Origin of the sequence: Mucilaginibacter rubeus (assembly GCF_003286415.2) — a bacterium.
Classification (GTDB): Bacteria; Bacteroidota; Bacteroidia; order Sphingobacteriales; family Sphingobacteriaceae; genus Mucilaginibacter; species Mucilaginibacter rubeus_A.
The window spans coordinates 5,869,630-5,892,768 of sequence record NZ_CP043450.1; the positions used below are offsets into that span (position 1 = coordinate 5,869,630).

The 23,139-nt window shown below is 41.8% G+C and carries 20 protein-coding genes, 1 tRNA gene and 1 riboswitch; of the genes, 5 read left to right on the forward strand and 16 right to left on the reverse strand.

Annotated features, from left to right (window positions below):
• The first annotated feature begins 3 nt into the window (after window positions 1-3).
• Window positions 4-270 carry a hypothetical protein gene (locus tag DEO27_RS23460; RefSeq protein ID WP_112575721.1) on the forward strand — a complete coding sequence of 89 codons (267 nt, stop codon included), beginning with the start codon at window positions 4-6 and terminating at the stop codon, window positions 268-270.
• On the forward strand, window positions 270-1,385 hold the full coding sequence (gene lpxB / locus DEO27_RS23465) for a lipid-A-disaccharide synthase (RefSeq protein ID WP_112575720.1): 1,116 nt from the start codon (window positions 270-272) through the stop codon (window positions 1,383-1,385). Before DEO27_RS23460 ends, lpxB begins: the two co-directional genes overlap by 1 nt.
• A gap of 148 nt (window positions 1,386-1,533) precedes the next feature.
• Here lpxB and DEO27_RS31595 read toward each other — a convergent pair whose 3' ends face one another.
• From DEO27_RS31595 to DEO27_RS23480, 7 genes are all read right to left on the reverse strand, one after another.
• Complete coding sequence (locus DEO27_RS31595) at window positions 1,534-1,704, reverse strand: hypothetical protein (RefSeq protein WP_190295207.1); 171 nt, start codon at window positions 1,702-1,704, stop codon at window positions 1,534-1,536.
• Window positions 1,705-1,798: 94 nt separating this feature from the next.
• Window positions 1,799-2,620: a universal stress protein gene (locus tag DEO27_RS23470; protein ID WP_112575719.1), complete on the reverse strand. Its 822-nt coding sequence runs from the start codon at window positions 2,618-2,620 to the stop codon at window positions 1,799-1,801.
• A gap of 9 nt (window positions 2,621-2,629) precedes the next feature.
• A complete protein-coding gene (locus tag DEO27_RS23475; RefSeq protein ID WP_112575718.1) occupies window positions 2,630-4,054 on the reverse strand; it encodes an inorganic phosphate transporter in 1,425 nt (474 codons plus the stop codon).
• Between the two features lie 241 nt (window positions 4,055-4,295).
• Window positions 4,296-4,460, reverse strand: a complete 165-nt coding sequence (locus tag DEO27_RS31600; protein WP_162996698.1) for a hypothetical protein — start codon at window positions 4,458-4,460, stop codon at window positions 4,296-4,298.
• A 43-nt stretch (window positions 4,461-4,503) separates the two neighbouring features.
• The gene (locus DEO27_RS31905; RefSeq protein WP_255485329.1) at window positions 4,504-4,632 is read right to left on the reverse strand and encodes a hypothetical protein; all 129 of its coding nucleotides are present in this window, start codon (window positions 4,630-4,632) and stop codon (window positions 4,504-4,506) included.
• Window positions 4,633-4,674: 42 nt separating this feature from the next.
• Window positions 4,675-4,851 (reverse strand): hypothetical protein, encoded by a 177-nt coding sequence (locus DEO27_RS31605; RefSeq protein ID WP_190295209.1) that lies wholly within the window; start codon window positions 4,849-4,851, stop codon window positions 4,675-4,677.
• A 200-nt stretch (window positions 4,852-5,051) separates the two neighbouring features.
• Window positions 5,052-6,263 (reverse strand): MFS transporter, encoded by a 1,212-nt coding sequence (locus DEO27_RS23480; RefSeq protein ID WP_223818034.1) that lies wholly within the window; start codon window positions 6,261-6,263, stop codon window positions 5,052-5,054.
• Window positions 6,264-6,961: 698 nt separating this feature from the next.
• On the opposite strand from DEO27_RS23480, the gene DEO27_RS23485 reads away from it, so the two are divergent.
• Window positions 6,962-7,210 (forward strand): hypothetical protein, encoded by a 249-nt coding sequence (locus tag DEO27_RS23485; protein WP_112575717.1) that lies wholly within the window; start codon window positions 6,962-6,964, stop codon window positions 7,208-7,210.
• Window positions 7,211-7,271: 61 nt separating this feature from the next.
• Here the strand turns inward: DEO27_RS23485 and DEO27_RS23490 are convergent, their stop codons facing one another.
• From DEO27_RS23490 to DEO27_RS23505, 4 genes are read right to left on the reverse strand one after another with little or no spacing between them, the layout of a single operon-like run.
• Complete coding sequence (locus tag DEO27_RS23490; RefSeq protein ID WP_112575716.1) at window positions 7,272-8,387, reverse strand: DUF5074 domain-containing protein; 1,116 nt, start codon at window positions 8,385-8,387, stop codon at window positions 7,272-7,274.
• Between the two features lie 45 nt (window positions 8,388-8,432).
• Window positions 8,433-9,320 carry a cell surface protein gene (locus DEO27_RS23495; protein WP_112575715.1) on the reverse strand — a complete coding sequence of 296 codons (888 nt, stop codon included), beginning with the start codon at window positions 9,318-9,320 and terminating at the stop codon, window positions 8,433-8,435.
• Window positions 9,321-9,353: 33 nt separating this feature from the next.
• Window positions 9,354-10,496, reverse strand: coding sequence for a YncE family protein (locus tag DEO27_RS23500; RefSeq protein WP_112575714.1), 1,143 nt, complete (start codon window positions 10,494-10,496; stop codon window positions 9,354-9,356).
• A 2-nt stretch (window positions 10,497-10,498) separates the two neighbouring features.
• Window positions 10,499-12,583: a TonB-dependent receptor plug domain-containing protein gene (locus DEO27_RS23505; protein ID WP_112575713.1), complete on the reverse strand. Its 2,085-nt coding sequence runs from the start codon at window positions 12,581-12,583 to the stop codon at window positions 10,499-10,501.
• Between the two features lie 102 nt (window positions 12,584-12,685).
• Window positions 12,686-12,886: riboswitch (cobalamin riboswitch) on the reverse strand.
• Between the two features lie 214 nt (window positions 12,887-13,100).
• On the opposite strand from DEO27_RS23505, the gene DEO27_RS23510 reads away from it, so the two are divergent.
• Window positions 13,101-13,174, forward strand: a tRNA-Ala gene (locus DEO27_RS23510).
• A 149-nt stretch (window positions 13,175-13,323) separates the two neighbouring features.
• Here DEO27_RS23510 and DEO27_RS23515 read toward each other — a convergent pair.
• The 5 genes from DEO27_RS23515 to DEO27_RS23535 all read right to left on the reverse strand — a co-directional run bounded on the left by DEO27_RS23515 (window position 13,324) and on the right by DEO27_RS23535 (window position 22,023).
• A complete protein-coding gene (locus tag DEO27_RS23515) occupies window positions 13,324-15,240 on the reverse strand; it encodes a SusD/RagB family nutrient-binding outer membrane lipoprotein (RefSeq protein WP_112575712.1) in 1,917 nt (638 codons plus the stop codon).
• Between the two features lie 31 nt (window positions 15,241-15,271).
• Window positions 15,272-18,331: a SusC/RagA family TonB-linked outer membrane protein gene (locus DEO27_RS23520; protein ID WP_223818035.1), complete on the reverse strand. Its 3,060-nt coding sequence runs from the start codon at window positions 18,329-18,331 to the stop codon at window positions 15,272-15,274.
• A gap of 110 nt (window positions 18,332-18,441) precedes the next feature.
• Window positions 18,442-19,629: an ROK family protein gene (locus DEO27_RS23525; protein ID WP_112575710.1), complete on the reverse strand. Its 1,188-nt coding sequence runs from the start codon at window positions 19,627-19,629 to the stop codon at window positions 18,442-18,444.
• Window positions 19,630-20,007: 378 nt separating this feature from the next.
• A complete protein-coding gene (locus DEO27_RS23530; protein WP_112575709.1) occupies window positions 20,008-21,051 on the reverse strand; it encodes an NAD(P)-dependent alcohol dehydrogenase in 1,044 nt (347 codons plus the stop codon).
• Between the two features lie 93 nt (window positions 21,052-21,144).
• Window positions 21,145-22,023, reverse strand: coding sequence for a helix-turn-helix domain-containing protein (locus tag DEO27_RS23535; RefSeq protein WP_112575708.1), 879 nt, complete (start codon window positions 22,021-22,023; stop codon window positions 21,145-21,147).
• Window positions 22,024-22,207: 184 nt separating this feature from the next.
• Between DEO27_RS23535 and DEO27_RS23540 the strand changes: the two genes are divergently transcribed.
• Complete coding sequence (locus DEO27_RS23540; protein WP_112575707.1) at window positions 22,208-23,137, forward strand: DUF6268 family outer membrane beta-barrel protein; 930 nt, start codon at window positions 22,208-22,210, stop codon at window positions 23,135-23,137.
• Window positions 23,138-23,139: the final 2 nt, after the last annotated feature.

Consider the following 23,139-nt stretch of genomic DNA (forward strand, 5'->3'; position numbering starts at 1 on the left):
CTCATGCTAAACAAAAACGACATAGCCGCGGGCTTGCTCATTGGTGCTATACTACCGGGTATTAGCCTGCTTGTTTTTGGCTTCCTGCTAAAAAACCAGGTTGTTTTTATGCACAAGCCGGGCATCCCCTACTTTGTTGCCTTTGCCATCAACCTGTTTATTATCCGTTACTTTTATGGTAAAGGGGCCGAGAAAACCGGGAACGGCATCGCCATGATTTCGCTTTTGTTTATGCTGGCCATTTTCATTTTTAAACTGCAATCCTTATAATGAAATATTACCTGGTAGCCGGCGAGGCTTCGGGCGATTTGCACGGAGCTAACTTAATGAAAGCCCTGAAAGCGCTTGACCCGCAAGCTGATTTCCGCTTTTTTGGAGGCGACCTGATGCAGGCCGAAGGCGGCACGCTGGTAAAACATTATGCCGATATGGCATTTATGGGTTTTGTTGAGGTGGTAGCTAATTTGCAGACCATCCTTAAAAACATGAAATCATGCAAACAGGATATCAGCGCTTACCAGCCAGATGTTTTGATCCTGATAGATTTCCCCGGCTTCAATCTCAAAATAGCTGAATATGCCAAAAAGCAGGGCATTTTAGTTTGTTATTACATCTCTCCTAAAGTTTGGGCCTGGAACCAAAAGCGGGTGCTTAAAATAAAACGGATTGTAGACCACTTGTTTTGTATCCTGCCTTTTGAGGTAGCATTTTATAAAGAATGGGGAATGGATGTCGATTATGTAGGCAACCCGCTGCTTGATGCCGTTTCGGCGTTTAAACCTGATACTGATTTTCTGCAGAAAAATAACCTTTCCGGTAAAAATATCATCGCGTTATTGCCAGGCAGTCGTAAGCAAGAAATTAGCCGACTATTGCCTGACATGATTAAAGCATCAGCTAATTTCCCCGAATATCAATTTGTAATTGCCGGCGCACCGGCTTTTCAAGCTGATTACTATGCGCCTTATTTAAATGGAGCGAATATCCCAATTGTATTCAATGCCACTTATGACTTGTTAAACCAGGCTCACGCAGCCATTGTAGCTTCCGGCACCGCAACGCTTGAAACCGCGCTGTTTAATGTACCACAAGTAGTAGTTTACAAAGGCGGAAAACTAACCATTGCCATCGCGCGCATACTGGTAAAACTCAAGTTTATATCCCTCGTCAATTTAATTATGGACAAAGGCGTAGTAAAAGAATTGATCCAGGAAGAATGCACTGGGGAAAAGATCAGTAGCGAGCTTGATCAGCTTGTCAACAACTTGGCTTACCGCCAAACCATGCTTAACAATTACGATGAACTTGACGTGCGTATGGGACAGCCGGGAGCGTCGGCTAAAACTGCGGGGTTGATTGTCAAGTACGCTAAGGCTGATAAATAGGCATAGTTAAGCAATGCCTTAAAAAAGACGTCATTGCGAGGAACGAAGCAATCCCAAACTATACAGAGCGTATCTGCAAATCGGGGATTGCTTCGTTCCTCGCAATGACGCCCTGAATACCATTATCTTATCTGCTTTCAAAAAGATCTTAAGGCTTTATCTCTTTATCATCTTTCTTTTCTCCCGGCTTCAGTTCAGATTGGATGATATCCTTTTCCAGCTGCTTTTCATCTTTCCGGTTTCGCCTGATGATCCATACCAGTAATATAATAACCGCAATAACTACAATGATTACTATGGGATAATTTACCTGATCCATAACGTTTGTATCTATATATAGTATATTAATTCACAGATGGCAATAAATCTCGCGGACAATCAGCCTTTAGCTTTAGGCGTTATGCTTTCAGCCCCTACTCGTGCAGTATCAATATCGCCTTAACCGATTTATTCATTACCTGGTTAACAGTGCTGCGCGTAAACAAACGGTACACAATATTATGATGATGTTTAACCAAACAAAGCATATCCGTTTCGTGCGACTGGATAAAATTCATAATGCCGTTCAATGCACTACTATCCGGTATATAATTAAATTCAAGCTCAGTATGCTTGATCAAATCGCGTAAACGCGCCTCCCAAACCTGCACCTGTTGTTCGTCGGTTTTTTCGGCCACATAAAGCACCTGCATTTTAGCTGAGCCAAACGCCTTAATCATTTCATTAAGTGCATTAACATCTATAGCAGAAAGGCGTGTTTCAAAATCGGTAGCAAGGGTTATCATCGGCACCTTATCAAACTTGCTTTCCAGCGGCACAATCAGCGTAGGGATCTTTATTTTAGTTACCACCATACTGGCATTACTTCCTACTATTCCGGTAATACCTGTAGCACCCATAATACCCATCACCAGCAATTCAACCTCATGCTTTTCAACATAGCGGGTTATCACTGCTTTTAAAAAACCAACATCGCAAAGTGTGGTTACTTTTACGTTTTGATACTTGCTATCTTCGGTATAGGTGCCCACCCACTCTTTTAAGGCCTCTCGTTTATTATTGTAATAATCTTCAATAAAAATGGCGTTATAGGTGCTGTTGTTGATGCCTTCGGTTGGGTGTATGGCATGTATAGCGCAAACTTCACGGCCTAATATGCTGGCCAGTTCCATGGCGTAAGCCATCGCGTTCGCCGCGCATTTTGAAAAATCGGTGGCTACCAGTATCTGTTTCATTTTACTGTATTATATAAACAAATGAAAAAGCATGAATAATAAAAATGCTAAAATTATCGCAACCGGCAAAGTAAGTACCCATGCTAAAGCGATGTTTTTAAGCGTGCCGTTGTTTAAATTTCCTTTCCCGCCCGATGCAACCATGGCCCCGGCTATACCGCTCGATAATACGTGCGTTGTACTTACCGGCAAACCAAAACCTGTACTTAAACCTATGGTTGATGCTGCCACAATCTCCGAGGTTGCGCCTTGGGCATAATTCAAATGCTCGTTACCTATCTTTTCGCCAATGGTAACTACAATTCTTTTCCAGCCTATCATGGTACCCACGCCTAACGAAAGCGAGATAATAGCAATAACCCATACCGGGGCAAAATCTGTTACATGCTCAAGCTCATTAGCCGCGTTGGTAAGCACTTCTTTATCTTTAGCTTCAAGGCTTGCCGCCGGATCTTTAATTACCGCTCTTATATCTTTAATAATGCCTTCAACCTGTTTACGGTAACGGTAAGTTTTTGCTACCTCTTTTTCATTTTTTTGGGCCAGGGATGCTTTGGTTTGATCAATAGCGGTCTTCAGTTCGGTTAAAACGGGTTTCTTTTCGCTGTTATTGGCGAGCCGGGCATTAACAACCTGCTCTGTTTGGTTTAACGTTGATAAAACCTTGCTATCCGGCACCGCATGATTTACCGCAAAACGTGCCGGTAAAAAAGCGATCAGGATCAGCATAAATAAGCCTACACCTTTTTGTCCGTCATTACTACCATGAAAAAAGCTTACCAGCGTACAGGTAGTAACCAGCAAAAGGCGGATATGTATTGGCGGCCTGTCGTTTTCGCCGCTGGGAATATGAAATAATGAATGCGATTTGGTAACATGCTTCAGGAACAACATCAGCAATGCCGCCGCGCCGAAACCAATTAGCGGCGACAGGATCAGCGATGAACCTATTTCGCCGGCCTTACTCCAGTTTACACCCGGACCATTATAGTAAAATGTAAAGGCAAGTCCGCCGCCAATCATGGCGCCAATCATAGTATGCGAACTCGAACATGGGATCCCCAGATACCAGGTACCCAAATTCCAAACAATAGATGACAACAGTACCGCAAGTACCAGGCAGGCGCCAACACTTACTGGCAGGGTCATCAGCGTATCTAAAGGCACCAGCTTTAAAATACCCATGGCTACGGTAACACCGCCAAGACAAACCCCTAAAAAGTTCCAGAAGCCCGACCACGGAATAGCGTAAATTGGCCGAAGAGCCTTGGTATAAATAACCGTAGCTACGGCATTGGCTGTATCATGAAAACCATTTACAAACTCAAAACCAATAACTGCCAGGATACAAAGAAGAAAAACTGTGAGCAGATAACCACTCAGATCCACCTGGCCAAGGAAGGGGAGTATAACCGCGGGGATTGAAAAATGCATAAAACTTTGTTTATGACCGGCGAATAAGTTTCGCCTGCCGCTTTAGTTTCAAAGAACCGTTTCAGTCATTTCCTTTAAGTGATGCAAATGTTAACATATTATTATTTAATAACATACAAACTTAACACAACATTAAACAGACATCAGGCACACCGCAAAAAAATAGAGCCCTGTTTATTGCAGGGCTCCACGTTTTCATAGGTGATGTTAGTACTCGATAGGTAGATATGATATATGTTGATCAAGCGGCAGACAGCGTTTGCTGTGCTGCTACCTGCTTGTTGTTGCTCATGAATTGGGTTTTAGCCCTGTAGTTTTTTAAATCTTCCCTTAACAGCTCCAATAATTCGGCGTCAAAGCGTGCAAGTAATTTAGATATTGCTGGTGTTGGTTTATATGCTTTCATAGGTAGATGTTTTTGTAGGTAGTGTAGGGTTTATGTTTAGTTTTTAAGCAGCCGGTGTTAAGTATGGTGTTTTAGTTTTAATAGCTTTCAGATCGCTCATGATGATATTTTTAAGCGCGTTATCAAAACTTGCTATCAGTTTGGTGGTTGATGTTTGTTTTTGAGTTTTCATGTTGTAGGTTTTTGATGTTTTTAATATTTTAATGTCTTCGTTTTAGTCTTTCTTTTCTTCGTCCTCGTTCTCGGTAAGATTGTCGTGGCGGCGTTTAGCTTCTTTGTACTGCCTCAACATCTGTTCCTCGTCGCGCGGGTCTGAAGTCTTGGTCGGTTCTACCGGATTCTCCCACTCTTTCTCTTCTTCAGGCTTAACCGTTTTGTCTTTTGCTTTCATAACAGCTGCGTTTGATCAGTACTTCTCCAAATCAATGCCAAACTTTTGTCAAGCGGCATAAAAAGTCATCAAAACCTCAGATTTATTTTACAAAAAAATGTAAATACCTGAAATTCAATACTAATTTTTTTATAAAAATTTCTACTTTTTTTGATCGATCCAATCAAAACGGCCACTGGACGCTCATAAACAGGTATGCGTTAGCGAACATCAGTTACATCAGCGGACGGTTTCCTGTAGTTTAACAAATGCACTATGATCACTATTACCGATAGTACTACACCTATAGCGCACACCCCATTCCAGGCATAGTTTTTCCAAACCAGGCTGGCGAAAAATGTACCTAAAGCCCCGCCTATAAAATAAGACACCATGTATACTGTATTGATCCGGTTACGGGCTTCGGGAATTAAGGCAAAAATGATAGACTGGTTGGAGATATGCGTAGCCTGTACGCCCATATCCAGCAAAATAACTCCGATAATTAGGCCTACTATGCTATGACTTGAAAAATAGAATACAATAAATGAGATCAGGATGAGGGACAGCGTATAGATAGATAGTTTATAAGCATCCATTTTATCGCTCAACCTTCCCATAAAACCAACGGCCACCGCGCCGAAGGCACCTACAAGGCCAAACATCCCTGCTGCCGCGCTCCCTTCGTTAAACTGCGGCTCTTTTAGCAGGAACACCAGGGTTGTCCAAAACGCGCTGAAACAGGCAAAGCACAAAGCACCTCTAAAAGCGGCAAGCCTCAATTTAGGTTGAGTTTTCACCAAATGGATCAATGATTTCATCAATTTGCCGTAATTTCCTTTATAATCGGGTTCTAATTCGGGCAAAAACAAAAAAATCATCAGCCAAATAAGCAACATTAAGCCTGCGGCTATATAATACATGCTTCGCCAGCCAAAATGCTCGCCTATAAAACCACTTAATGTACGCGAAAGTAAAATACCTATCAATAAACCACTCATCACAAAGCCTATCTTCTTTCCCCGTTCGTGCGGTTTAGCCAGATGCGCAGCCATAGGGATCAACAACTGCGGAATTACAGATGATACACCCACCAGGAAACCGGCTATCATAACTATATTTACCGATGGAGCAAGGGCACTGCCCAATAGAGACAGGATCACCAACACAAAATCTATCAAAATAAGTCGCTTACGCTTAAGCATATCCGCCAGGGGCACTATAAATAATAGTCCTGTAGCATAACCTATCTGTGTAAAAAGCGATATTTGCTGCGCTTTTTTGTCGCTTACGCCAAAATCGTGCGCCATATCGGCCAGTAAAGGTTGGTTGTAGTATATGTTTGCCACCACTAAACCTGTAGCTATGGTCATGATCCATAAGGTTAATGGCGTAAGGTGCGGATGTTGTTTTTCAGTATGAGTTGAAGACATATTTTAAAGAGCAGTATGTTTTTGCTGCAAAAGTGCCAAAGCATCTTTAAAAAAAAGCCTTTGTAAAGTAATTTTTATAACGCTAATACGTTTAGGAGATAAATTGATTTAGCAATCAGAAGTTCTTTAAACGGTTTAAAAAACGAGTTAAATAGAAAAATCTCATTGAATTTTGTTGTTTTTTTCCAAAAAACAAACCACCAATTAACTTTTAAAGTCTTTTCTTACCCAGTTTTTGATTTTAAAGCCTCTTTAAATCTTAATTTTAATTTAAAAATCACTTAAAATTAATTTTTTGTAAACTTTAAAAGAAAAAACGTCAATTTTTTGCTTGAAAAAACAGCAGCAAGTAATTATTAAAAATGATTTTCAAAAAATTAGTAAATTTTTAATGTTTTATTCTTATTTTTGACAATAAGATATCGGACAGGAAAGTAATTGATTAAACTTACAAAAAAATTACAAAAAATATTTTCCGAATATCAAAACTTAGTGTTACTTTTACACCGTGTTAAAGATAACACCACATAAAATAGTCTTCTCATAATTTAGGTTTATAATTGGTTAGTAAAGGCCCCTGCCCATCAGGGGCTTTACTTTTTTATAAGCTTTTCATTTAATCGCCTGCAAACATCCTTTTCAATTCAGCAGACGTTGTATATTTATATAACTAAACCATTTTAAATACAAACTCACCTATGCCATCTTCCCCAAACAGATATTGTATTATTAAAACCATAAAACATGCATTTTCAAACAAGGTTGATGTCACCACCGACTACGGCATGGATATTAACTTCAGCCAGGAGTTTGAAACGGTTACAAAATTCACATCCGTAGTAGATGCGTTAAATTACATGTCGGGCCAGGGATGGGAACTTGTTAATACTGTATCTTCAGGTAACATACTGGAGCTGCATCATATCATGAAGAAACACGCAGAATAAACAGTAGAACAGAAGAGCTTAGATCATGACCTAAGCTCTTCTGTTTTATAAACTTCCAATATTAATGAAACACCGGAATAGCCGGGAAATAGTAACCAGAATAACTCAGATCACCTACCTGTGTACCGTTCAGGTCATAAAAATACAGGTCGTTAACACCATAATTTACGCCGAAACCCGATTTTACTGTAGTAACCGCCAGTTGATTGGTTTGCGGCACATAACCAATGCCCGAGCCATATAATTCCTTACCTGCCGGGATAGTAATAAACGGACTTGTTAATGAAGCCGCATTACCATCTATATACCTGTAAATAGTAGTAGCTCCGCTAAACGTACTGTTATTAGCTATATAAACCGTGTTATTTTGTGTTGATGCAGTAATAGATCCCGGATGCCATGCAAACCAGGTGCTGTTTGCGGTAAATGGCAAGGTAACGGTTGTTACAGCCAAAGTAGCAGGGTTAATCTTAATTAACGAAGTGCCACCCGCGGCCCATACCGAACCATCCGGAGTTTTAGTAAATGCAACTACCATGCCCGATATAGTTTTAGCAACCGAATAATCGCTTGCATTAAGTACTACCACACCTTTGCTTTGCGACAGTACAAAAATATAGTTACCAGCTTTGATCATATCGCCAACGCTGCCGGTTACGCTGGTTAACTTGGCGCCGGTTGTATAGTTAGTTAAATCGAACGGATAGATACCACTTGCCGAACTCAATAAGCCTTTAGTTGCATCTATACCAACAAAAGCCTGCCAATTGTTACCGCCAACCGCTGCAATACGACCAAGCTCTTTAAGCGAATAAGGATCAGTAACTACAACCGGGCCGCCAACTTTTGATACCAGGAACAGCTTATTACTGAATATAGTTCCATACTCTAAGGTAGAAGTAGCCGGATCAAGCGTTTTACCCGGATTTTCTTTAGTGAAGATGCTATCCTGTTTGGTATTAGTAGCAAAGCTATAAAAACTTACACTTCCGGTTCCGTGACCATACCAGCCTTCATTAATTAAAAAAAAGCCGTTATCATACTTACCTAAGGACTGGGTTTTGAGCGGCTTGTTATTATTATTTACCCCTACCCCGTCTTTTTTACATGACGAAGCCACTAAAACCAGTAACGAAAATGCAACCGCGCCAAGCTTAGTTGTAATTGTTTTTTTCATAATGATGATGATTTTTATAATAGTTATTTGATTGTGCGTAGTAGATTATTTGAGCAGACTCAGATCGGCAGCGCCGGTAAATTCAGTAGATTGCTCGCCCAGCCAGCCCATATTGGCCAGGATGCCGGTTTGCACTTTGATAAAATCGATCCCCTTCAGATTTACCTTATTGCCTTTATCATCCATAGCGCTACTGATGTCAATTTTGTCGCCACCGCCAGTGTTATCGGCGTAGCCATAATCAAACGACGCGCTGGTGATGTAAGTAGGATCATCCATATTGATGTTACTTGATGGCAGCAGGCTTCCTGTTAAAGTATAGGTATTGGTTTTAAGACCGATAGGATAATAAGCCTGAGAGTGGAACATATTAGTCTGGATTACGCCGGTATTACCCTTGTTATCTTTCCATGGCACGCTACAGGTATCACATGCCGGGCGGGTGTAGGTTACCGAATAATTGCGCGTATAACCATCCTTATAAAAAGCGCTGCCCTTGATCTCGTACCAGGTATCATCAGGCAGGCCGTTGCCATTCTTATCCTGCATCACCCAAATCACTCCTGGCTCGGCAAACTGGGCAAAGGCGTTACCATAAACAACAAAATCGGTTTTGCCATCAGCATTTAATACAGTATGGTCAAAACCTACAACAATATAGCCTCCCCAACCGCCGAGACTTACAAGCCCCTGATCGGTTTTTAGTGTGCCTTTGGCAGCAGTAGTATCACCCAAACCAGTATTAGTAAATTGCCCGGGGGCCGGATTAAAATCAAAAAGTGTGGTTACATATGCATTACTCGATGCTGTTGTAGGGCGAATAGGCGCTTCCTGCGGACCAGCAGCGGTAACTTTATCTTTTTTACAGGACGCCCAGGCAAAAGCGCAAAGGACACCCAATAGCAATAATGATTTAAGTTGTTGTTTCTTCATAAAGATTTGTTTGTATTTGAAATTTGAATTGAATTAGTAAACAAAGGCCACGTGGGCGGGGATATCACCTGCCTGGACCTGCCATTTCAGGTGGCCATTTTTGTCGAAGCAATAAAGCGTGCCTGAAGCAACGTAGTTACCCGCATCGGTCACAAAAACATCCTTGGTGACTGGGTTAACGGCTATGCCATAAGGAACTACTATTTTTTTATCGGTACCATCGGTAATAAATTTGCTACTCAGCACGGTTTCGTCCTTAACGTTGAGCATGGTGTAGCTAATGGTATTTTTTTGCTGCGGATAGCTCCATTCGGTGCTGTAGATATAGGCCGTATCATCATCTATCCAAAGATTGCTTGCAGCTATATCGAATGTTTTTTTGATAGTGTCTGTTTGGGTATCGATGACAAACAACTTAGAAGGAATGGTATAATAATCGCCGCGCGAGGTAACGTAGATATCACCGTATTTATCGGCCTTTAACCTATCCAGGTTGATAGCTACATCTATCCGCTTAAGCTCAGTAAAGGAAGTTAGGTCAATCACCGAAACTGTACGCTCATAATCCGGCGGACTATAACCGCCTGAGTTTGCTATGTATAGCTTTTCGCCAACAATGGCCATTTCTTCAGGCTGACGGCCAACGGTAACTTTTCGTTCAATCTGTAAACTGGTGGTATCAATTTCGGCAACTATACCATTGGGGGCTTTGGGGTCACCAACCTTACCGAGGTATGCGCTAACATATGCCTTATTCTTATGAAAGGTTACGTAACGGCAATTGGTAATATCTATCTGGGCCAATTTCTTAGCGGTTTTAACATCCAGTACTTCTACCTTGTTGGAGATGTTAACAACCACATACATTTTCGAGCCGTATATACCGATATCGTTACCAACATCGCCCAAACCTTTGGTGACCGATGGATTGGCCTCGTTATAAATATTACGCTTGTAAACGCCGGTACGGAAGTCTACAAAATCCAGCGAAGCCTTATTCATGTTCATATTCCCCTCGTTAAGCAGATACATGCCCTTGATGGTACTTGAGGGATCGGGTGCAAAGATTGTTTCAACCTGTTCGGGTATTACTTGCGGTGCCTTGCGGCATGATGTCGCAAGCAATACCATAAACAGGGCAACGGGTAGATATAGGGCTGTTTTTAGTTTTTTCATGGTTAAATATTGTAGCTTATTTTGAAGCGGTAAAAACGACGGGGCATCGGAAAATTGGAAATGATTTCCCTATCCTGGTTAAGCAGGTTATTTACCTCAATGCCGAACCTTGTTTTATGCTGATATATTTTGGCGAGATAGCCGACTGAAAGATCATGCGTATACCAGGGCGCTACAGTATTGTACCCATGATTAGTATCGTCACTCAACTCATTATACCTGAGCCCCGTGTAGATATAGCTGTAATTGAATTGAAACCTGCGGTAATCGGCCCCCAAAATAAAGGAACCGCTGTGCATAGGTACGTACGGAATATTATAGCGATAGGTGATGCCTCCATCTTTATAAAATGCCTGCTGATATGTATAATTAAGTCCGGCTGTGATAACCACTTCATCAGCCACATTCCAACCGGATTGTACATTAAGCTCCGCTCCTTTTATATGTACATCACCAACATTGTACATCACCCACCTGAATAAATTGAGCCCCGGAATAGCTACAATTTTATCGTTTACCTGGTTATAATAAACATCGGCCTGTACCGAAAACTGTTGAAGCAGCCGGTTTTTAAACTGACGATTATAAGTAAAACCAACATCGTATTGCTTAGCATATTCGGGCCTAAGCTGAGTGTTGCCAATCAGTGTATAATACAAGTCATTGAAGGTTGGCAGCCGAAAAATATTTTTATAAAAAGCGCGAAGCATCAGATCACCATTATTCAACACTTGCCATCCAGCTGTTACAGTTGGGGTATAAGCCGTTTTACGCCCGGCACCTGTGTATTCCTTCACCTTATCATTAACAAAAGTGCCCAGCAAAGACACCTGCAGGTTAAGTCGACCTAACTTGAGCCGGGAAGCCAATGAAATCAGCTCGGTATAGCGGGTTGGGTAAGGGAACCGGTATAAATTAGCGTCGAGGTTATTCAATTGAAAATCAGCAGAGAGCGCCACATCCAAAACCGGCAAAATACGGTATCGATTAGCTACGGAAGCATAAAGCTCATGTTGATAAAACCGATTATCCAGGAAGCCTGTGGTGGTTACAAACTCAGGATCAAGATAACGCTCGTAATTATCACTGTATTTAGCAATCGCTTTAAAGCTATAACGGCTACGTGTATTGCTTTCATAATTAGCCTGGATAAACTGATCACGATCCCATTGCCTTTGCGAATAGTTAAATTTATTGGCTACGATGGCTCCCGGCAAACCACGGTTTGAAATGTAACTATATCCCTTAACCGACCACGCGGCGCTGTCGGCCGTACTTCCCCTAAGCCCCGCCTCTATCCGGTAAGCTTCGATATCTCCATTGTTGCGTACCGCCGTTGTATCATAAACACCGTTGGTATACCTGAATTTATAGTGACCATTTGATTGGATATATTCGGCGCTAACGGTACTGTTTATTTTATCGCTTAACTTCTGCTGCCAGAGTATTGATGGGTTCACTAACCCCATCGAGCCGGTTTTATAATTAAGGCGGATGTGTGTATGTTCGCCCGGCTCAAATTTAGGTTTGGCTGATTGTAAGTATATAGTGCTTGCTGCCGAAAATGATTTGGCAGATTGAAAAATCTCGCTTCGCTGGCCATTATAAAGATCAACCTCTTCAATGTTATCTAACGAGAATCGGCCGAGATCAACCTGCCCGTTTTGCGCATTGCCCAATTGTATGCCATCATAAAATACAGCAACATGATTGGTACCCAAACTGCGTACATTAACCGTTTTTAAGCCGCCAACTCCTCCATAATCTTTAAGCTGTACGCCTGTAAAAAAGCGCAAGGCATCAGCCACCGAAAAACTGTTGAGGCGCTGCAATTGTTCGCCTTTTAATACTTGTACCGGCGTTGGCGAGGTATTGCGAAGATCCGTTTTGGCAGCGCGAATATCTACCTGATTAAGATGCCTGATCCTGGTAGAATCTGTTTGGGTAGTATCTTTCTTATGAACCGGGGATTGCGCTGAAACCTGTAAGCAACAGCAAGCAGTTGTTATCCCAAAGGAAACAAACCACAGAAAACCTTTAATACAGCCATTACGCGTTGCGAACGTATGGCGCACAGTTAATTTCATGAGTGTTGTGGGTTAAAAAAACCTCACAGCAAACAGAACGAATTACAAAAAATGAAATACACGAAAGGTATCCTCATTCCAGCTTCAATCCCCGAAAGCTATGAATTAATATGTGCTGGTGGCAGGTCTTCTGACTTACTCCCCCCGGCCCTGTCTTCCCGCCAGTCAAACGACTAACAGTGACAATAAGAATGGGCTTCGGCGTTATGGAGCTTACAGCTGCGGGACAGTCCCGGATTTACACCGGGTTCCCTTTTAATCACGGGCGTTAATTATCCGTGAACCAAAAGCGAGGCAAATTTATGTATTAAAAGTTTAATTAATCAAGTGATAGTTTGTAAAACAAATAATACACCGCTAATGAGATAAATAAAACCAAGAGGCAGTGTCATGCACTGGTGAGTATAATCATTAATTGGCCCGGCCATGTTTTTTTCGCCCCAATTTATCTGCTAAAAAAAGTTTAGATTTAAATTTTATGTTAATTACCTAAAATCATATATTTGCAGCCCACCACGGGGGATTAGCTCAGCTGGCTAGAGCGCTTGCATGGCATGCAAGAGGTCATCGGTTCGACTCCGATATTCTCCACACTGAAAAATCAAGGCTTTACGAAAACTCGTAGAGCCTTTTTTGTTACTCGGCAATCCAGTCATCCAGGTCTTTAAAACAAAAAAGGGAATGAGCAATAAACTCATCCCCTTTTATAATTAGAACAGATTATTTAATCTGCTCCTGAATTAGTGTTTAGCCCACCAAAGCGGTGTCAACACAACATCGGCGCCGCCAAGGGCGGATACTGCCTGGTTGTAACCAGTGATATTACTGTTGCTCAGGGTTGATGGATATTTCAAACGCTGAGGGAAGAACTTAACGCTGCTGGTCATATAATTTCCGCTGGTTAAAGCAGGAAGGTCTGGCATGATATCTTCAACGGCAGGATTTTCAAAGAATGGCAATCCAAGTCTTCTGTGATCGTTCCAGGTCTCCAATGGTAACCACGGCAACTGCGCCAGGTATTTCTGGGTGATGATTTTGGTCAGCTGATCGTTCCTTACGGTACCTGATTTATAAAGATCATTTTTAGGGTAGTTAATAGCTACAGTTCCTGCCGCACCGGTCAAACCATCTTCATAGTTCATAGTATGTGACGCAGCCGGCTCAGTGGTATGTCCCCAATTAACCGAGGTACCAACCCTGTTATAATCGGTTGAAGCAAGGTATGTGGCTAAATTTGCTGTAGTACCAAAGTATTCAAAGCTTTTTGCAATACCGGTTTCATAAGCCGTTTTGCCGTCAACAGGTACTGTCCAGCCACGTACTGCAGCTTCTGCTAAAAGGAAATAAGTTTCCCACGGACCAAAAAATACACGTTTGTTATCACCATTCCTGTATACCAGGTTTAACAGCGGCTTAAAGCCGTTGGTAGTTATCGCATCATTCATAGATGCTTTAGCTCCCCAGTTACCATCAGCCTTGGTATTCCAGGTATTGGTTGAAGTAAGCGTTTTAACTACTTTACCAGATGCATCCTTCAAATCCTCTTGTGTTGCAGTAAAGGCTCCGCCAATAGCCGGGTAATTAGGATCGGTAATGTTGCCCGGGATACTGAATATTTTGTAAGCACGAGGGTCGATGGTGTTTGGCAAACCGTTAAACCAATATCCGGCAGCCGGGTCATTGGTCTTGGTTGCAAACTGATCGAAGAAGCGCTGTCCCATCCAATCGGCAGGTTTAATAGCCGAAGCGAACGAAGCGTCCAGCTGATCGGCAGATTTAACACTACCTAAACCAAATACCAGGTTGTTATAGGTTGCGGACATAGGCAGGCCCATCCATGATGATTCTTTCCTGAACACACTGGCCAGCGGGTCCCATCCGTGCGATTCCTGCACACTGAAGGTCTGGGAAGCATCGGTAATGAAATCATTGGTAGCAGCGGCGGCTTCAAATTCTGCTTTAGCTTTAGCTGGATCAACTTCAGACAAACGCATAGCTAAACGCATACGCATAGCGTTGGCATATTTACGCCATTTAGCATAATCGTATTTATATGCAGGATCTTCGTTAGTTACATTTGCAGGGTTTACTATTGATAGATCAAGTTTAGCGCTTGCATCTTTTAACTCATCAAGTAAAAAATAATAAACTGTCTTAACATCCTTAAACTCCGGATTTACCCCCTGAAAACCATCAACCGGCATCGGGCCAAAGCTGTCAGAAAACTCGCTCATTAAATAAGCTCTCCAGATCCTTGCAACCTGGATCAGGTTTTTAGTGTAAGCCTTAGAGGTTCCTTTAGTTATCTGATCATTACCAATTTGGATTGCACTATTTGCGGCATTCATCCATTGTGATGATTGCCTGTAGTATTCAGATGTCCAATCGTCGCTGTATGAACCGCGCGAAAATGTTTCACCATCCTCATCCTGCAAACCGTGACCACCAACTATCCAGTATAAAATAAATACACGTTCGGATAATCCGGGATCCTGCTGCGCGCCTATGATCGAATTATTGATAAAATATTCGGTTTGTACCTGATCACCGCTTGCTTTGAGCGGATCGGTGTTAAGATCATCAAATTTTTTGCACGATGACGCGGCAAGCACAGCAGCTGCAATCATCAGGCTTGATTTTTTTAATATCGTTTTCATATTTTGTTATGAATTATTCTTACCTGTTAAATTAAAAACCTACCGTTAAATTGAATAGAATGGTACGGGTTGTAGGGAAACTGCCGTTTTCGAAACCGGTTGCATTAGTACCTGTTGCGTATGACGACTCAGGGTCCATGCCGTTCATATGACTTGAAATAAGCCATACGTTGTTGGCAGATACACCTACTCTTGCCCTTTGCATACCGATGCTATGTGCAAATTTTTGCGGCAGGTTATAGTTTAATTGCACGTTTCTGAGGCGGATATTAGATGCATCATAAAGGTTAGCTTCAGATACACCCATGTTACCATGACCCGCTACTACAGCCCAGTAGTTTTGCGCAGAAGCCTTAACAGTATTTTTTTCGTACTGATTGGTAGTTGGATTTAGCACAACACCATCAACCAGCATTTCTGGCCTGTCGCCGTTTATAACTGTTTTATTAGATGTACCGGTAGCTTCCATGTGTGCTATTGTTCCTGAAAAAATCTGACCACCAAAACGGGCATCTACCAGGAATGAAAGATCAAAATTTTTGTATGAGAAGGTGTTGGTAACGCCCAATAAGCTTGATGCCTGCTGATTGCCTAATTTGGTTTTTACCGGATCTACCTGTGGTAAGCCGTTAGCGTCCAATAATAATTGGCCATTATACGGGCTGCTTGCATCTTTTACCCTCAATAAACGCGAGCCAATTATTTCGCCGTAAAGCTGCCCGGTTTGAGCAACCACAGACAAATCATCAAAACCACCCAAAGCATACTGAGTAACGTCCGAAGTAAGAGATTTAATGGTATTTCTGTTGATAGAAAAATTGACAGTGGTATTCCAATTGAAACCCTGACCGGTAAGGATCTTTCCGTCAACCATTAACTCCAAACCTTTATTTTGGATATCACCGGCGTTGATTTTCCTGGCTGTGTAACCACTTAAACCATCCATAGGCAGGTTAATTAACTGCCTTGTAGCGTTTGATTTGTATAAGGCAAAGTCAAAACCTAAACGGCTGTTAAAGAAGCGCATTTCCAAACCGGCCTCATATGATTTGATCAGCTCGCTACGTACGTTAGGATCAAAAAGCACATCACCGCGACTTGCGGTTGTATTTCCGTTAGGGTCTTTACCAATGGTATAAACATTATATAACTGGTAAGGATCCATGTCATTACCTACAGAGGCAAACGATCCCCTGATTTTACCATAGGTTAACCAAGAAGGTAAAGTACTACCATTTTTAGTCATCAACTCGGTAAACAGGAACGAGGTACTAACTGACGGGTAGAAATAAGAACGGTTAGCAGCATTTAATACCGATGACCAGTCGTTTCTGAATGTTCCGTCAAGAAAGAAATATCCATCATAATTTAAACCTAACGAACCGTAAACTGAATAAATATCGTGATTTGCCACACTTTGGTTAACAGTAGGGTTGGTTGTACCGTTATTGATTGAAAATAAGTTAGGAACCTGCAGTGGGTTTGCATTTGCACTTAATGAAGATGCCTGACGGTTCATCAAGTTACCACCCAATGTAGCGGTACCTCCCCATTTGCCAAAAATGTTATCTTTCTTTGCTGTTAATAAACCGCTGTAGTTAGTTTCGGTAAAGTTACTTTTGCCTAAGCCGTAAGAGCCGGTTGATGTTGGTGTAATACCTGCATAGGTACGGCTTTCGGTATTAGTAGTATAAGTATCAGCACCGCCTTTTAACTCAGCATTTAACCAGCTGTTGAATTGGTATTTGATAGACGCATTGAGTAAAAACCTGTTCCTGATATCCTGGTTAAGGTTATACTTCGCGGCCCAGTATGGGTTGATCTCGTTGTTTTGACGCCACCAGATCATATTACCGGCGTTATCAGTACGACCTTTAAAATCTCTTACATCAATAGATGTTGGCAATAATGATAATGCATTAAAGGTATTGCTATTGTTTGCACCTCCCTGCGGGCGGTTAAGGGCAGTAGCGTTAATATATTGCACTTTGGTATCAACAGTCCATTTATCGCCTTCACCAAATTTACTTACGGTACGGCCTGTTAAGTTGTTCCTGATCAGCTTGGCACCGGGGATAATGCTTTTATCATCAAGCCTGTTGTATGAAGTATAAACAGATGTTGATTTGTACTGCTGCTGGAACGAGATGCTTTGGTTTGAGCTTAAGCCTTTAGCAAAATAGTTTGCAATGTTATCATAGGTATGCAAAGGAGCAGTTGTACCGTCCCATTTTTTCACATCCTGTCCGGTTGCCTTAGGGCCCCAGCTGCTGGCTACTGTACTTGAATAAGCATTGTTGTTGCCCTGGCCAAAATCCTGTTGTAAACCCGGACGTGCAAAAATGCTTTCGACACCTATTGATGATGAAATGGTAATGCCCAGGCCTTTTTGTGCTTTACCTGTTTTGGTGGTGATCAAAATGGCACCGTTACCTGCCCTTGAACCATACAAAGCCGCTGCCGAAGGGCCTTTCAAAACGCTCATGCTTTCAATATCCTCAGCATTGATATCCGACAAACCGTTACCCATATCCAGCGACGGGTTGTAGTAATCATTATTTGTCGCACCTGTAAAGTTATCCAACGGAACACCATCAACTACAATCAGCGGTTGGTTTGAACCCGTTAAAGAGTTGTTACCACGCAATGTAATTTTTGACGAACCACCCGGACCGTTACCTGAACGGGTAATTTGTAAACCGGCAACTTTACCTGATAATGCGTTTACAAAGTTGGATTCTTTTGTGGCAGCTAAAGTTTCACCTTTAACTTCCTGAACGGCATAACCCAGGGATTTTTTCTCTCTTTTGATACCAAGTGCCGTTACTACAACTTCGGTAAGCGCGTTTTCTTTTTCGTCAAGCGTAACATTAATTGCGGCCTGTGTGCCTACAGTAACTTCTGCTGATTTGAAACCGATGAATGAAAAAGTAAGTACCGCGCCTTGCTTAACTCTAATACTGTACTTACCATCGGCATTGGTGGTTGTTCCGTTAGAGGTGCCTTTTTCGGCAACACTTACACCGGGTAATACCTGGCCGGATTTCTCAGTTACTGTCCCTGTAACTGTTTTTTGTGCATACGCTGTCATTGTGATCACACTAAACAACAAGAAAGCGAAACACCTTAAGTAGATTTGTCTCATTTGTTTTGTTTTAAGTATAGAAATTGTGTTGGTTTATTTTGATTTTGTTGTAAATCCTAATTAAAATCGCAGTTCTCTATTACAAGTGTAGCCGCTCCTAAAAGCTCTGCGTTTGTTGCTACTGTTGATACCTGTATCTCTGTCTGCTCTGCCAACCAGGGAATACAAAACTCATTGATTGCCTGCTGAATGGGAGCCATCAGTATCTTTCCGGCTACTGCTCCTCTCCCGCTTAACACGATAAGCATCGGGTTCATGATATGAATCAATGTTGATATCCCCTTACCAACCAAAAAAGCAGCATCAGAAAGAACAGAAACAGCCAGCGGATCACCCGATTTTGCCGCGTTTAGGAACAGATCGGCCGGTAACTTCCCGGTTGTTTTATAAACCTGCTCCATGCTTGAACTTGCGCCCGAATCCATCTCGGCTTTGGCCCGCTCAATCATAAACACCAGCGAGGTATCCACCTCCAAACACCCTCTTTTTCCGCATGAGCACATTTTATTACTTTGCGATAAAGGGATATGGCTAAACTCACCTGCATATCCGCTATGCCCCCTGAACAAGCCGCCGTTAACAATCATCCCCAAACCAATACCCCAGCCAATGTTAACAACAAGCACATCTTTCAAATCTTTCCCGGCACCAAACTTCAGCTCTGCTAAAGCAATTAAGCTGGAGTCGTTATCAATAAAAACCGGTAAACCCAGCTCTTTGCTCAGATGGTCTTTTAAAGTCACATTGCCCCCAAGCTTAAAAAAGGTGTGATTTACACCTTTTATGGCGCTTACAAACCCCGGCATACCAATCCCTATTCCCAGTATCTGGCTCAACGGAATCCCCGAACCGGATATATAATCCTTTAAAAAGACGATGAACGTTTCCGTTAGGGCCGGGTTATCATGCAACACAAGCTCCTTTTTTTGAAGCCCAATCTTAACATTGTTCATCAGGTCGTAGATAACCACCTGGGTCACCATCTGATCTACCGCTACCGCAACTATATAGCGCTGCTTTTCGGCATTTAACTGAAACGACGAGGCCCTTCTCCCACCGGTTGAAGCTGCCAGGCCATTATCCTGTATATAACCATCCTCAATAAGCCCGTTAACCGTACTGGTTATCAAGGGTAAACTTTTGTGCGACCGACGACTTAATTCGGCCAACGTAAGCCTGTTGTCGTAATAAAAAAACTTGATCAGTTCGTTGCGCAGTAATTGCTGCTTCATTTGAACGCTCATAATTGATTGGCTAAACTTAAATATATTTTTGAAAAAAACTTAAAACTTTATAATTTTTTTAAAAAGATTTAAAGAGTTATATTTTAAATACCAAAGATTAAACACCTTTTTAAAAGGTTTTAAAAACATATAACACTTAAAATCAACATATTAAACACAATTGGGGTAAAAATTGATCCAACCCTGAAGCAAGACAAGAAATAAAGGCAAAACAACTACAAGTAGCCGGAATTTAATTGAACAGGATAATTTATGGTAGGTTTTAAAAACAGGAAAGGCCCCGCGAAATCCCGCAACGCCTTTTTTTCTGTCAGTACACAACGTAAAAAAGGCGATGACTATCAGCCACCGCCTTTTGTTAAGCCCTATGTTCCTGGATTAGATAGTAGCCATATCAATTACGAAACGGTAACGCACATCGCCTTTCAGCATGCGATCATAAGCAGCGTGGATATCTTTCATATCAATTAGTTCGATATCAGAAACAATGTTATGCTCTGCGCAGAAATCAAGCATTTCCTGAGTTTCGGGCAAGCCACCAATCATAGAACCAGCAAGGCTTTTACGGCCGCCAATAATGCTGAAGGCAGCAATTTCGGCTGGCTTGGTAGGTACGCCAACACATACGTGTGTACCATTGGTTTTCAGTAAGCCAAGATATACGTTCAGGTCATGCTCGGCAGATACAGTGTCCAGGATGAAATCAAAAGTACCGGCAACAGCTTTCAATTGTTCCGCATCTGAAGTTACCACGAAGTGATGAGCGCCTAATTTTTTAGCGTCTTCTTCTTTTTTAGCAGAAGTACTCAATACAGTTACCTCTGCGCCAAAGGCTACGCCAAATTTAACACCCATGTGGCCTAAACCACCCAAACCTACAACCGCTATTTTATGGCCTTTGCCAATATTCCAGTGGCGTAATGGTGAATAAGTAGTAATACCGGCACACAATAATGGCGCTACCGAAGCCAGATCAAGCTTATCAGATATACGGAGAACAAAATCTTCGTGAACTACGATAGTGTTTGAATAACCACCATAAGTTGGTGTTTTATGGTCTTGCTCATAACCATTGTAAGTTTGAGAGTGACCGTTGGTGCAATATTGCTCCAGGCCATCTTTACAATTATCACAAACACGGCAAGAGTCAACCAAGCAACCGGTACCGGCCAAATCGCCCACTTTGAATTTCTTTACATGATCGCCTACTTTAACTACACGGCCTACAATTTCGTGACCAGGAACCATTGGGAATATTGAGCCGCCCCATTCGTCTTTAATCTGGTGCAGATCGGAGTGGCAAACACCACAAAATAAAATATCGAACTGAACATCATGAGGGCCAACTTCGCGGCGATCAAAAGTCCATGGTGCAAGGTCTGTGTCTTTGGTTTGTGCAGCGTATGCTTTTGTTTGTATCATATTAAAATGTTTTATGATACAAAGATGCGGACTATAATAAGCGGGCGTTATTTTATAAAGTTCAAGTTATTTGACTATTCTGTCCAAATCACTTTACTGCATTTGTACGGTTGGGCGATGTGCCGATGGAGAACAACCGTGGTGGGCTTTATAAAGGCGCGAAAAATGAGCAAGGTTTTCAAATCCAAGCGAATAGCAAACATCCGTTACCGCCATATCGGCCGTTAACATTTCTTTTGCCTTAGCCAAACGTTTTTCACGGATCCATTGCGCCGGAGTAACCTGGTAAATGGCAAAAAAATCGCGCTTAAAGCTGGATAAGCTGCGCCCGGACAGATAGGCCAGTTCGGTAATGGATACCGGTGAGGCATAATTGTCCATCACTACGTTACGGATATCGCCATGCACTTGCTGCTTTAGCTGCAATAATTGTTGAAGCATATTTTTATCTACATGCACCAGATCATAAAGCAATTCCAGCATTTTTAGCCGCATCAATGATGCATCAATACTTTCAGGTTCTTCGAAGTACGGCACTACCGATTCAAAAAATTTGCGCAGACGTTCCTTTACAGGCTTTACAGCAACTTTTGCGGGTTCAACAGTTTCCACTGATTCAATTTTAGCCATCTTAACAAAATCACGCAAAAACTCATCTTTCAGGAAAAACATCAGGCTGTTGTAGGTAGCTCCCTTTTCGGGGTTGCCCACCTTATCGTAATTGATTTGAATGGCTTTTTTTAACAGCACCATCTCATTTTTTGACACAACATAGTCCATATTACCATGTGTGATGGTGTTTGTACCTTCTAAAACAACAAGCAGCATATGATCTTCCAGGAACATGGAGCCACGGCTACGATGCGTAACCGTACATGATTCTACTATGGATAAGCCATTTAGCTTAATATCCCTGTGGTGATACGGGGCGCAAACCAACTCGTCGGGTACTTTAACTGCTTTTTCTATCATCTCAATTAATATGCAAAACTACAGGATAATTGGCAAATAAGCTTTTCTATTTCGTTCAAAAAATTTGACTATACGGTTCAAGATTACGTGATCATAAAAAATATCATTGATCACAATAGGGGTAAAATGCTTCAGCCGTGTTTAAGGGGCAAATTCACTTAATAGTCTTAACAACACAATTGCTATGAAAGCAACATCTTCATTTTATCTAATCATCCTTTTAGTATCATTAAAGTTTACCGCCACCGCCCAGCAAAACAAGGCCACCGATACTACATTTAAACCCAAAATCGGCTCATTCGATATCGGTTACTCTTACTCGCCATTTACTGTTAATCATAAAAAAATGAATATACAGCAGTCTACCGCGTCGGTAAGTGTGCCGCTGATCAATAACTTTAAAGACGGCAAGCTTGATTTCCTCCTTGCCGGAGTTAGCTACAGCGGACTTACCTTGTCAGGCATGGAGCAATCATTTGGTGAAAAAGAGTTTTACGCTATTTCAGTACCTATCACTTTTCAAAAATCATTTTCGCAAAAGTATGCCTTATTGGTATCGGCAATACCTACCCTGTCATCTGATCTGAAAGATGTTTCGGGCGAAGACATTTCATATTCTGCTTTCGCCATGCTTAAGATCCGTACATCAAAAAACTTTTCTTACTCAGTTGGCGCAGGCTATTCCCGTCAGTTTTTTGGCAGCATATTGATCCCTGTTATCGGTATCGACTGGCAGATCAGCGAAAAACTAAGCCTAAGCGGAACACTACCCGTTTCCGAAAAATTGAAATACCAGTTAAGCGATAAAAGCATTATCGGCTTCAGCAGTGATTTTGGTATTGGCGGAGGCTCATATCGTTTATCGAAAAAAACGGGCTCTAACTATTTGCAGGTTCAGCAATATAAAAACACACTTTTTTATAACTATCAGTTAGCTAAAAACTTTTCGGTACAGATAAGCGGTGGTTACAATTTTGTGCAGAAGCTTGACCTGTATAACAAAGATCAAAAAGTTAACTGGGCACCATTTAATGACCTGAACAAACGTGTTCCGCTAACAGAGTTGAAGAAAACAGGTATCACTGTAGAATCAGGAATAAGCTACCGGTTTTAAAT